The 12,467-nt window shown below is 62.3% G+C and carries 11 protein-coding genes; 9 read left to right on the forward strand and 2 right to left on the reverse strand.

All coding sequences use genetic code 11. The annotated features are described in order from the left end of the window. Positions 1-161: 161 nt before the first annotated feature. From QTJ18_RS02680 to QTJ18_RS02720, 9 genes are all read left to right on the forward strand, one after another. Positions 162-554 (forward strand): diacylglycerol kinase, encoded by a 393-nt coding sequence (locus tag QTJ18_RS02680; RefSeq protein WP_252752170.1) that lies wholly within the window; start codon positions 162-164, stop codon positions 552-554. Positions 555-827: 273 nt separating this feature from the next. Beyond that, the gene (locus tag QTJ18_RS02685; RefSeq protein WP_252752169.1) at positions 828-2,693 is read left to right on the forward strand and encodes a TRAP transporter large permease; all 1,866 of its coding nucleotides are present in this window, start codon (positions 828-830) and stop codon (positions 2,691-2,693) included. A 73-nt stretch (positions 2,694-2,766) separates the two neighbouring features. After that, positions 2,767-3,777, forward strand: coding sequence for a TRAP transporter substrate-binding protein (locus QTJ18_RS02690; protein WP_252752168.1), 1,011 nt, complete (start codon positions 2,767-2,769; stop codon positions 3,775-3,777). Positions 3,778-3,857: 80 nt separating this feature from the next. Further along, on the forward strand, positions 3,858-4,661 hold the full coding sequence (locus tag QTJ18_RS02695) for an SDR family NAD(P)-dependent oxidoreductase (RefSeq protein ID WP_252752167.1): 804 nt from the start codon (positions 3,858-3,860) through the stop codon (positions 4,659-4,661). A gap of 1 nt (position 4,662) precedes the next feature. Then, positions 4,663-5,520 (forward strand): IclR family transcriptional regulator, encoded by an 858-nt coding sequence (locus QTJ18_RS02700; protein WP_252752166.1) that lies wholly within the window; start codon positions 4,663-4,665, stop codon positions 5,518-5,520. Then, on the forward strand, positions 5,517-6,686 hold the full coding sequence (locus tag QTJ18_RS02705; RefSeq protein ID WP_252752165.1) for an acetyl-CoA acetyltransferase: 1,170 nt from the start codon (positions 5,517-5,519) through the stop codon (positions 6,684-6,686). Before QTJ18_RS02700 ends, QTJ18_RS02705 begins: the two co-directional genes overlap by 4 nt. Then, complete coding sequence (locus QTJ18_RS02710) at positions 6,683-8,323, forward strand: acyl-CoA synthetase (protein ID WP_252752164.1); 1,641 nt, start codon at positions 6,683-6,685, stop codon at positions 8,321-8,323. The genes QTJ18_RS02705 and QTJ18_RS02710 overlap by 4 nt, the downstream gene beginning before the upstream one ends. A gap of 39 nt (positions 8,324-8,362) precedes the next feature. Next, on the forward strand, positions 8,363-9,115 hold the full coding sequence (locus tag QTJ18_RS02715) for an SDR family NAD(P)-dependent oxidoreductase (RefSeq protein ID WP_252752163.1): 753 nt from the start codon (positions 8,363-8,365) through the stop codon (positions 9,113-9,115). Beyond that, positions 9,112-9,996, forward strand: coding sequence for a PPC domain-containing DNA-binding protein (locus QTJ18_RS02720; protein WP_252752162.1), 885 nt, complete (start codon positions 9,112-9,114; stop codon positions 9,994-9,996). Before QTJ18_RS02715 ends, QTJ18_RS02720 begins: the two co-directional genes overlap by 4 nt. A gap of 154 nt (positions 9,997-10,150) precedes the next feature. Here QTJ18_RS02720 and QTJ18_RS02725 read toward each other — a convergent pair whose 3' ends face one another. Together QTJ18_RS02725 and QTJ18_RS02730 are read right to left on the reverse strand one after the other, a co-directional pair. Further along, entirely contained in the window at positions 10,151-11,416 is a 1,266-nt protein-coding gene (locus tag QTJ18_RS02725) for an ABC transporter substrate-binding protein (protein ID WP_252752161.1), read from the reverse strand. A gap of 2 nt (positions 11,417-11,418) precedes the next feature. Further along, positions 11,419-12,465 carry an aldo/keto reductase gene (locus QTJ18_RS02730; protein ID WP_252752160.1) on the reverse strand — a complete coding sequence of 349 codons (1,047 nt, stop codon included), beginning with the start codon at positions 12,463-12,465 and terminating at the stop codon, positions 11,419-11,421. Between the last annotated feature and the right edge of the window lie 2 nt (positions 12,466-12,467).

Consider the following 12,467-nt stretch of genomic DNA (forward strand, 5'->3'; position numbering starts at 1 on the left):
AGGTGGGACGCATTGTGCTGCAAGCCTTTGTCAGGCACAACTGATCAATCCTCCGGTGGACGTGGCGGACAAGTCTGTGGCCGTCAAAGGGGACGAGATCGCACGGTGCCGGACTGGCTCCACCGTGGTCAGGCAGGCAGCGCAACAGGGCAAAGGTGATCATGACCGAGAAGCGGGACGTTCCGGCCAAAGTCCAGGGCTGGCGCCATCTGATCGCCGCACAATCCTATTCCATCAGCGGTTTCTTGCGGCTCCTGCAGGAAACGGCCTTCCGGCATGAGCTCCTCGCCTTCGGCCTGTCGCTCATCCTCTTCTTCCTCGTGGGGGCAACGGCCGGCGAATGGCTTGCCCTGATCATCGTCTTTCTGATGGCTTGCGCGGTCGAGGCGCTGAATACCGCCATCGAAGAGATCATCGACCGCATCTCACCCGAATTGTCACCCACCGGCCGGCACGCGAAGGATCTCGGATCCTTCGCTGTCTTCTGTCTCGTGCTCGCCTGGGGCGCGCTGGTCGCGTTCGTTGTCCTCAGCCGGCTGGTGAGCTGGTGGTGAAGCCCGATTGAGCGGGATCCATCCTGACCGCAGTCCCGATAATAGATGATGACAAACAAGAGCTCCACATTGTGGATCTCTTCATGCAGGAAAATCAGCCTCAAATATCGATATTTGCGCTTGTTCGCGTCCGCCTATGGCTGTATCCAATGATCTGTCGTTTTCGCGATCCACATCATGGACAGAAAGCGAGCATTGCAGAGGCAGTTGCTGCCCGCGCCTGACAGCGTTTCGGAAGCTGCTGCCGAAGATGGGAGGGGAGGCCCGTCGATCATGGCAAGCAATGGCGATGTTCTCGTCCTGGATGGCGATCTGCTGCACGCAGACGCCCCGTCCGGCTCAAGGTTCATGCGGCCGATCGAAGGTCTTGCCGCGCTCTTGCTCGTGGTGATGATCGGCCTGCTCCTGCTGGGCGTCAGCTCTCGCTATGCCCTCCATCTGCCGATCGTGTGGATCGACGAGGCGGCGTCCTTCTGTTTCCTCTGGTTTGCCATGATGGGCGCGGCGATCGCGATCGACCGCAATGAGCATCTGCGTCTGACCCTCTTCTTGAACATGATGCCAGAGCGGGTCATCGGCTATGTCAATGCGCTGGCTCTGGTGCTGGTCGCGACCTTCCTCGGCGCCATGCTGATGCCGTCCATCGAATATGTGATGGAGGAGTGGGCGGTATCATCCGCCGCCTTGAACGTGCCAATGAGCTTTCGCGCCTCCGCCCTGCCATTCGGCATCGTTCTGATGCTGGTTCTCGTCCTGGCCAATCTCTTCAGAACCGCGACCCTGCGCCATGTGCTGCTTGCGGTGGCAACGGTGGCGCTTGTCGGCTCCTGCCTCTGGTTGCTGTTCCCGGTGTTCGAGCAATTGGGCAATGTCAACATCGCCATCTTCCTGTGTTGCTTTGCCGCAATCTTCCTGGCGCTCGGCGTGCCCATCGCCTTCTGCTTTGGCCTGGGCGCCCTGTCCTTCCTCGTCTTCACCACATGGATCCCGCTCATCGTGATGGTCGGCCGTGTCGATGAGGGCATGTCCGGCATCATTCTCCTGTCCGTGCCGATTTTCGTGCTTCTGGGCTGCGTCCTGGACGCAACGGGAATGGGCAAGGCCATTGTGGATCTCCTCTCGACCATGTTCGGTCATGTGCGCGCCGGCATGTCCTGGGTTCTGCTCGGGTCCCTCTTTCTGGTCTCCGGCATTTCCGGCTCGAAAGTCTCGGACATGGCAACCGTGGCACCCGCGCTGTTTCCGGAAATGAAGCGACGCGGCCATAAGCCGAAGGAAATGATCGCTCTGCTTGCCACCGGTGCCGCCATGGCCGATACGGTGCCGCCTTCGATCGTGCTGATCGTTCTCGGTTCGGCGGCAGGCATTTCGATCGCGGCCCTCTTCACCTCCGGCTTCCTCATCGCCATGGTCCTGTTGATCGTCCTTGCGATCCTCGCTCGTATCAAGGCGCGGCACGAGAATATGGAAGGTGCGGTCAAGGCGTCCTGGTCGTTTGCTGCAAAGGCGGCTCTGGTGGCGGCGCCGGCGCTGGTCCTGCCCTTCCTCATCCGCAGCCTGGTGGGCGGCGGCGTTGCAACGGCGACAGAAGTGTCGACCATTGCGGTGCTCTACGCCATGGTCATCGGTGCGATCCTCTATGGCGGCATCAGCCTGCGCAAGCTTTACGCGATGCTAGTGGAGACGGCGGCGCTGTCAGGATCCATCCTGATCATTCTCGGCACGGCCTCGGCAATGGCCTGGAGCCTGACGCAGACCGGCTTCGCCTTCCAGCTGAGCACGATGATTGCTGGCCTGCCAGGCGGCTGGGTCACCTATATGATCGTGTCGATCCTCATCTTCATGCTGCTCGGATGTGTTCTGGAAGGTTTGCCCGCCATTGTCCTTCTGGCGCCGATCATGTTCCCGATCGCCAAGGCCGTCGGCATCAACGACGTGCATTATGCGATGGTGGTGGTCGTGGCGATGAATATCGGCCTCATGGCGCCCCCGATCGGGATCGGTTTCTATATCGCCTGCAAGATCGGCAATGTGTCGCCCGATGAGGCGATGGGGGCCATATGGCCTTACCTCGCCGCCATGCTGGTCGGCCTGCTCATCATCGCTTTCGTTCCCGCTTTATCCACGGTTCTGATCTGACCGGCTTCGGGAGGTGCCGTCAGATCAAGAAGAGACTGAACCAACCTGCTTTTATCGATGGAGGAGAAGACAAATGCAGATCACTCGACGCACCGTTCTGGCGGGCGCTGGCTCCGCGGTCCTGACCACGGCCTTCGTGTCGCGCGCCAGGGCAGCCGAATTCAATTACAAATACGCCAACAATCTGCCGGCCGCGCACCCGATGAACCTGCGTGCCAAGGAAGCAGCCGATCTGATCGCGCAGGACACGGGCGGCCGTGTCGCCATCAATATCTTCCCCAGCAGCCAGCTGGGCGCCGATACGGACATGCTGAGCCAGGTGCGGTCCGGCGGGGTTGAATTCTTCACGCTGTCGCCGCTCATCCTGTCGACGCTTGTTCCGAACGCGTCGATCAGCGGGATCGGCTTTGCCTTCCCCAATTACGATGCCGTCTGGAAGGCCATGGATGGAGATCTCGGCACCTATGTCCGGGGAGAGATCGCCAAGCAGAACCTGGTGGCGATGGATACGATCTGGGACAATGGCTTCCGACAGATCACCAGTGCCTCCAAGCCCATCAATGCGCCCGCCGATCTGGAAAACTTCAAGATCCGCGTTCCCGTCAGCCCCTTGTGGACCTCGATGTTCAAGGCCTTCAAATCGGCGCCGGCCAGCATCAACTTTGCCGAAGTCTACACCGCCCTGCAGACCGGCGTGGTCGATGGGCAGGAGAACCCGCTCGCCATCATTTCCACCGCCAAGCTGTTTGAAGTCCAGAAATTCTGCTCCGTCACCAATCACATGTGGGACGGGTTCTGGTTCCTCGCCAACAAGCGCGCCTGGGAACGGCTTCCGGAAGACCTGCGCACCATTGTTGCCAAGCATTTGAACGATGCAGGACGCAAGGAGCGCGACGATGTCGCCAAGCTGAACGCATCGGTCAAGGACGACCTCATCTCCAAGGGCATGACCTTCAACGATACCGACGCCAGCCTCTTCCGCGCCGCGCTGAAGGATGCGGGCTTCTATGCCGAATGGAAGGGCAAATATGGCGATGAAGCCTGGTCCATCCTCGAAAAGGCTGTCGGCTCCAGCCTCGGCTGAACGCAAGTTGTCATCGGGCCGGCGGTGATCGCCGGCCCTGCCTCACCACGTATTTAGCGCGAGCATAGGGAGACCCCGCATTGGCAGGCAGGCTTCAAGGAAAGCGCGCGATCGTCTTCGGCGCCGGCTCGTCGGGACCCGGCTTCGGCAATGGCAAGGCTGCGGCGATCGAATATGCGCGCGAGGGCGCCGAGGTCGCATGCGTCGATCTCTCGTTGGCGGCCGCACAAGAGACCAGGGATCTGATATTGGCGGAAGGCTACAAGGGCGTGGCCCTGGATGCCGATGTCACCCGGCAGGATTCCGTCGATAGAGCGGTCACCGAGACGCTTCGCCAACTGGGCACGATCGACATTCTGCACAACAATGTCGGGGTCACGCATATGGGCGGACCGGTCGAGCTGTCGGAGAGCGAGTTCCAGGCTTCCGTCGATCTTAATATCGGTTCGGTCTACAGGACCACGAAGGCGATCCTGCCCATCATGGAGGCGAAGGGCAGCGGCGCTGTCGTCAACATCTCGTCTCTGGCCGCCATCCGCTGGACCGGCTATCCCTATTTCGCCTATTACGCGATGAAGGCGGCGGTCAACCAGGCAACCGTGGCCATTGCCATGCAATATGCAAGGCGGGGCATCCGGGCCAATTGCATCCTGCCCGGCATGATCGATACGCCGCTGATCTACAAGCAGATCAGCAGCCAATATGCATCTCAGGACGATATGGTGGCCGCCCGGAACGCGCTGGTACCGCTCGGCAAGATGGGCGATGCCTTCGACATAGCCCGCGCCTCGGTTTTTCTCGCCTCCGACGAGGCGAAGTTCATCACCGGCATCTGCCTGCCGGTGGATGGCGGGCAGAGCTGCGCAGTGGGAGCCTTTTCCTGACATGAGACCGGTCCCGAACGAAGAAGGCGAGCTGAAGGGCGCCCGGGCCGTCGACCGGGCCCTGAGCCTTCTGTCCATGGTGGGCCGCCATGCCGAACGCGGCGTGGGGCTGACGGATCTCGTCATTCAGAGCGGCTCCAACAAGCCGACCGTCAGGCGTCTGCTGCTGGCGCTCATGCGGGCCGGGCTCGTCGATCAGGATGAGGAGACACGGCGCTATTATCTGGGCGAAGAGGCCTATGTCCTGGGCAGCCTGTCGGCGCGGCGCTTCGGCCTCCTGCAGATGGCGCAGGACGGTCTGCGCCGCATCTCGCGCCAGACGCAGGATTCGAGCTTCCTGTCCGTGCGGCGGGACAGCTTTTCGCTCTGCCTCTATCGTGAAGAGGGCACCTGGCCGGTGCGCACCCATGCCCTGCAGGCGGGGTTCGAACATCCGCTCGGCATCGGCGCCGGATCGCTCGCCATGCTGGCGGCGCTTCCCGATCAGGAGATCGAGGCGGTGCTTGCCGCCAATGCGCAGGTCGTTGCCAGCCAATATCCCATGGTGGGCGAAGACGATCTGCGCCACGGCATCGAACGCACCCGGCAAGCGGGCTATTCGCTCAATCCGGGTCTCATTCTCGCCAATTCCTGGGGCGTCGGGGTTGCCATCCGCAATCCGGACGGCAGCGTCGCCGGGGCGCTCAGCATTGCCGCGATCGACAGCCGCATGCAGCCGGAGCGGCAGCCGGAACTGGCAAAGCTTCTGCGCGAGGAGGCGGTGCGGATAGAGACACGCATCGGCGAAATGATGGCCGACCGAACGCGGCCGAGACAGGATGCAGACACACAAAGATCGCTGAGGAGAACATCCCGATGAGCAAGGCACATATCGTGGGCTGGGCGCATTCGCCCTTCGGCAAATCGCCGCTGGAGAATACCGAGCAATTGATGGCAAGTGTCGTGGCGCCGGCCATCGAGCATGCCGGCATCGAAAGTGCCGATATCGACGGCATCTTCGTCGGCGTCATGAACAATGGCTTCTCGAAGCAGGATTTTCAGGCGGCTCTCGTCGCGATGGGCGATGAACGGCTCACCTATACGCCCGCGGTCCGTTTCGAAAATGCCTGCGCCACCGGTTCGGCAGCGCTCTACAGCGCCATGGATTTCATCGAAGCCGGCCGGGGCCGGATCGCGCTGGTCGTCGGCGCCGAGAAGATGACGGCTCTGCCGACCGTGGAAGTCGGCGATATCCTGCTGTCCGCCTGCTACCGGGCCGAGGAGGGGGAAATCCCCGGCGGCTTTGCCGGCCAGTTCGGCCGCATTGCGCAGGCCTATTTCCAGCGCTATGGCGACTGCTCCGAAGAGCTTGCGATGATCGCCGCCAAGAACCATGAGAATGGCGCTGCCAATCCCTTTGCCCATATGCGCAAGGATTTCGGCTTCGACTTTTGCAACACGGTATCCGACAAGAACCCCTATGTGGCGGCGCCCCTCAGACGCACGGACTGCTCGCTGATCTCCGATGGCGCTGCCGCGCTGGTGCTGGCCGATGAGGAGACCGCGGCCGGCCTGTCGCGCGCCATCGCTTTTCGGGCGCGCAGCCATGTCAATGATATCATGGCGCTGAGCCGGCGCGATCCGCTGGCTTTCGAAGGGGCGCGGCGCGCCTGGGCCGGCGCGCTGGATATGGCCGGTGCGAACCTTACGGACCTATCCTTCGTTGAAACGCATGACTGCTTCACCATCGCCGAACTGATCGAATATGAGGCGATGGGCCTCGCCAAGCCCGGCGAGGGCCGCCATGTGATCCGCGACGGCGTGACCCGCAAGGATGGAGCGCTGCCCGTCAATCCCTCCGGCGGGCTGAAGGCGAAGGGCCATCCGATCGGCGCGACAGGCGTGTCCATGCATGTCATGGCAGCCATGCAGCTTGCCGGGGCGGCGGGTGACATGCAATTGGCGGATCCGCAGCTCGCCGGCGTCTTCAACATGGGCGGCACGGCCGTGACCAATTACGTCTCGATCATGGAGCGGGTGAAATGACGGAGGTCGCAGACAGGGGCGATCCGCGAGGGGGCGTGCGTCCGGCCACCACCCGGGTCATGAACCTCGCCCATTTTCTCACCCAGGCGGCGCGTCGCCAGCCGCATGAGATCGGCTTCGTCTGGGGCGATCGGCAATGGAGCTGGCTGGAGATGGAGCAGCGGGTCGATGCCATGGCCCATGCTTTGTCCACCCGCTTCGGGGTCGGCAAGGGGGACCGGATCCTCGTCCAGTCGTCCAACAACAACCAGATGTTCGAAAGCATGTTCGCCTGCTTCCGGATCGGCGCTGTCTGGGTACCGACGAATTTTCGCCAGTCACCGGACGAGGTTGCCTATCTTGCCAAGGCGAGCGGCGCACGCGGCATGATCTGCCACAAAGCCTTCGCGGCCCATGCCGCGGCGTGCCGGCTGGCGACGGAGCTGGATTTCGTGCTCTCCATCGGCCCCTCGGAGATCGGACCCGACTATGACGCGATCGTCGAGGAGCATCAGGGCATGCGCGCTGAGAGCCCGGCCATCGATCGCGACGATCCCTGCTGGTTCTTCTTCACGTCGGGCACGACAGGCCGTCCGAAGGCGGCGGTGCTGACACATGGCCAGATGGCCTTCGTCATCACCAATCATCTGTGCGACCTGATGCCGGCGACTGGCCCGCGTGATGCCTCCATCGTGGTGGCGCCTTTGTCGCACGGGGCCGGCGTCCACCAGCTTGTGCAGGTGGCGCACGGGGCAAAGACGATCCTGCCGGCCGCCGAGAAGCTGGATGTTGCCGCCATATGGCAGCTCATCGAGACGTGGCGGATCACCAATCTCTTCACCGTGCCGACGATCTTGAAGATGCTGGTGGAGGATCCGGCTGTCGATCGTTTCGATCATTCCTCGCTCCGCTATGTGATTTATGCCGGCGCACCGATGTACCGGGCGGATCAGAAGCGCGCGCTGGCCAAGCTCGGGCCGGTGCTCGTCCAGTATTTCGGTCTCGGCGAGGTCACCGGCAATATTACAGTCCTGCCGCCGGATTTCCACTCGGCGGAGGATGGGCCTGAGGCGCGAATCGGCACCTGCGGCTATGACCGCACCGGCATGGAAGTCCAGATTCAGGATGACCAGGGTGGCGAAGTGCCGGCAGGTGTCACCGGCGAGATCTGCGTCATCGGTCCTGCCGTTTTCGCCGGCTATTTCGACAATCCGGATGCCAATGCCAAGGCTTTCCGCAATGGCTGGTTCCGCACCGGCGATCTGGGGCACCGCGACGAGAGCGGCTTCCTCTACATCACCGGTCGCGCCTCGGACATGTATATTTCCGGCGGATCGAACATCTATCCGAGGGAAATAGAGGAGAAGATCCTCACCCATCCGGAAATCAGCGAGGTCGCAGTGCTCGGCGTGCCGGATCCCGTATGGGGAGAAGTGGGCATTGCCGTTTGCGTCGCGCGCGAGGGGGCACGTGCCGATGCCATCGATCTGCGCGCCTTCCTGCAGGACAAGATTGCGCGCTACAAGCTGCCGAAGGCCTACCTGTTCTGGGAGGCTCTGCCGAAATCCGCCTATGGCAAGATCACCAAGAAAATGATCCGCGAGGAGTTGGAGCGGCGGGGCGAATTGCACCCCGCATCGCAGACGGAACCCGCCTGATCGCGTCGATCATGCCGAGAGCGGAAACGGGAGACATGTATGACAAAGGGACAGGCAGTGGCCATCACCGGAGGTGCGTCCGGCATAGGCCTTGCGACGGCGCAAATGCTGATCGAGCGCGGCTGGCAGGTCTGGTTGCTGGACCTGTCGAGGGACTCGCTGGACATCGCCTGCAAAGAGCTGGAACTTCCGGCGTCGCGCGGCCTACTCTGCGACGTGTCCGACGATGAGGCGGTCGAGAGGGTGATGAGCCAGATCCTTGCGGCGGAACCGCCGCTTGGCGCAGTCGTCAATTGTGCCGGGACAGGAATGGATAAGCTTGCCGTTGATACCTCGCCCGCGGAATTCCGCCGCCTGCTCGACATCAATCTCGTCGGCAGCTTTTCCGTTGCCCGCGCTGCGGCACGGTATTGGCTGGAGAGGGGTCTGCAAGGCGCGATCGTCAATATCTCATCGGTGTCGGGTCTTTGCGGCAATCGCGGCCGCACCGCATATGGCGCATCGAAGGGCGGCGTCAATCTCATGACGCTGGTCATGGCCAATGAACTCGGTCAGTCGGGCATCCGCGTGAACGCCGTCGCGCCGGGGCCCGTCGATACGCCTCTGACACGCAAGGTGCACACCGAAAACGTCCGCGAGCAGTGGCATCGCCGCGTTCCCATGCAGCGCTACGGCACCTGCAGCGAAATCGCCTCCGCCATCGCTTTTTTGATCTCCGAGGAAGCAAGCTATGTCAACGGCCAGATCCTGGCGGTGGATGGTGGCTTCGTCACGGCGGGCCTTGCCGTATGAGCGCATCTGAACAGACAGCCATGCGGTCCATCCGCCATCCCGGCCCGGTGACGAATGAGCGGACCCGCGCCATCGCGTGTCGCGCGCATGCGCTGACACTGACGCTCAAACCCGATCGCGACATCAATAGTTCGGTGGCCAATGCCTTTGTCGAACAAGGTTTCGAGGGCGGATATATCTGGCTGAGGGAGGTCTCGATGGACGTCATGCGTTTCGTCAAGCCTGCGGCGAGCTCGGATGCAAGCCACGCGGCCTGGTACAGCGAGACCTTTGCGATGCAGGGTGCCATGATCCTGGAGGCCGGTCTTCATGCCGGCACCCGTGATGACCAGCCTTTCCTTCATTGTCACGGCACCTGGCGCGACGCAGACGGTCATGTGGATATGGGCCATCTTCTGCCCTTCGAGGCGCGGCTCCGTCAGGAATGCCAGGTCCAGGCGATTGCCCTCGATGGCGCCCTCCTGGTGGCGCGGCCGGATCCGGAAACCAATTTCACCCTCTTCACACCGGAGCCGCGGCCGGCATCTCCCCTTCGTGGCGGGGCGCGGGCCGTGTTGGCGACCGTGCGTCCGAACGCCGACCTCTGCCTGTCGCTCGAGGCGATTTGCAGTCAGCACGGCATCGCGACCGCCACTGTCCACGGTATCGGGAGCCTGGTCGGTGCCGATTACGAGGACGGCACGAGCCTGTCTGCCCATGCAAGCGAGCTCTACATCCGGGATGGCCAGGTGGTTTCGCGTCAGGGGCAGCCCCGCGCCATGATCGATATCGCCATGATCGACCTCACCGACCGGCAGAGTGCAGGCAGGCTGAAACGCGGGTTGAACCCGGTCTGCGTCACGGCGGAATTGCTGATCGTCGAAAGCCGGGCAGAGGCCTGACCGGCTTTGACAGGGTGCGGCGACAGCGCCTCGCGGGGCCTGTGCGCCCGCTTTAGCGTCGGCGCGGAGAGGCTGTGGAGGTGAGCCAGCGCGGGTGGGACCGAGCCCACCCGCAAAGCCATCATACCAATGAAGCTCGTTGCTTCGCCGGCGGCTACTTGACCAGCGATTCCTTCAGCTTGGAAACGTCGTCGGCCTCCATCTGGCCGATTGTCGTGACCGTGCCATCCTTGATCTGCCAGAGACGGAAGGGGCCGGTGATATCTCCGTTCTTGTCGAAGTTCACGGGGCCGATCACGCCTTCATACCGGATCGCCTTGCCCTCCTTGATCAGCTTCAGGGCTTTCTCGAACTCCTGCTTGCCGGCGTAGATCGGCTCTCCACCCTGCGCCACGACGTCGGGAATGGCCGCCTTGATCGCTGCCTTGTCGGGCTTGCCGGCCTTGGCAATGGCCAGCGCCACGATTGCGCCGGCGTCATAAGACCGGTCGGCTGCCGGAGCGCCGGGCGAAATGCCGCCGGAGAAGGATTCGTAATTGGCGTTGAAATATTCCGTCGATGCCGTCGGGCTGGTGCCGGAGGAGGTGCCATAGGCATCGTTCAGATATTGCGCGCCAACGCTCTCGATGAAATCCTTGGAATTCATGCCGTCATTCAGCAGGAATTTCTGGGCGCCGCCGCCGGAGATCCAGGCCCGGGCCACCGTTGCTCCGTCCACCGGTGTGCTGACGAGATAAAGGGCTTCGGGATCGCCGTTCATGGCAGCACTCGCCTCGGACGAATAGCTGGCCTGCTTCTCGTTATACGGCGTGGTCGAGGTGATCGTGCCGCCGAGCTTCTCATAGGCTGCGGAGAATTCCCGCACCATGTTGACGCCGAAATCATTGTTGACATGGATGATCGCAATTTTCTTCAGGCCCTGGTCGACCGCATATTTGGCCGCTGCCGTGCCCTGCAGGGCATCCGACGTGATGGTGCGGAAGAAGACGCCATTTGTCTTGCCGTCCCGGCCGAGCGCCGTCAGGGTCGGCGAGGAAGAGGCGGGGGAGACTTGCACGACACCTGCCGGAGCCGTGACGGAGGTCAGGATCGGGATGGAGACGGACGAGATGATCCCCCCGATGATGACCGGCACTTTCTTGATGTTGACGAGCTGCGTCGCCTGATCGACAGCGACGGTGCCCTGGCTCTGGCTGTCGCGGGTATCCATGACGAGCTTGCAGCCGTCGACGCCACCGGCCTCGTTGAAGTCGCGGAAGGCCATTTCCACGGATTTCGCGCCGGCCTTGCCATATTCGCCCGCAGGGCCCGTCAATTCGAGGACGACGCCGACGGTGATGTCGCAATCGGCGGCCTCAGCGGACAGGGCGGCAAATGACGCGCCTGCCAGCAATGTGGATGCAAAGATCAGTTTCTTCATGTTCATTCCCCTTTGTTTAAGTTGTATTTCATAATGCTGCCGTGACGTCCCTTGCGATCGCGCTCCAGCGAATAGACGTCACCCTCCAACTCCCGGCAACCGGCCATGACGGCCTCGATTTCGGAGAGATCCTGCGCCGACAGATTCGTGTCGGAAATAGCCAGGTTCGACGCCAGATGGTCGCGGTTGCGCGCGCCGACAATGACGGCTGCGACAGCCGGTCTGCGCAACATGGCGGCACTGGCGATGGTTGCGATATCGGTTTCATGGCGATCCGCAATTTGTCTCAGAACCGTCAGAAGGGCCTGGAACTGATCCCAGCCGCCGATATCGTCGATGATCAGCTTGTATTTGGTCAGCGATCGGTTCTCCAGCGGATGCATGGGCTCCGCAACGCCGAGCCATTTGTCGCTCAAGAAGCCGCCTGCAACCGTGCCGTAACACAGGAGGGAGAAATTCTTCTCCTGCGCCAGCGAGACCATGCGCTTTTCCGGGCGCCGGTCGAGCAGCGAATATTGCAGCTGCAGCGAGGTCAGCGGCAGGCCACCGGAAACCAGCGCATCGATATGATCGCTGTCGAAATTGGTGGCGCTGATCTTGTCGATCTTGCCGGCATGCTGGAGTTCCTTCAGCCAGCCCGCAGTCTCCTGCCAGCCGGGAATGTCATAGGCCCACCAGTGGAACTGAACGAGGTCCAGCCGCTGCAGGTTGAGACGCTTCAGCGAGGTATCGATGACGCTCTCGACATAGGCCTTGCTGATCGTCGAGAGGACCGCAAGATCCGGCACGAACTTGGTGTGGACCCGGATCGCGCGCAGCGCCTCCTCGCCGCGCAGGTCGCGGTATTTCAGGCGGAACCGGCCGATCATCTCCTCGACGCCGGTGTAGATGTCGGCGCAGTCGAAGGTGGTGATCCCGGCATCGGCAAAGGCCACCATATCGTCGATCGCCGCCTCGGCGTCGATTGCGCCATGGCCGCCGGCCAATTGCCAGCCGCCGCGAATGACGCGGGAAATTTTGTAATCGGGGGCTAGCGCTATGCGTTGCATCG

It is taken from the genome of Rhizobium sp. SSA_523 (genome assembly GCF_030435705.1).
Classification (GTDB): domain Bacteria; phylum Pseudomonadota; class Alphaproteobacteria; order Rhizobiales; family Rhizobiaceae; genus Neorhizobium.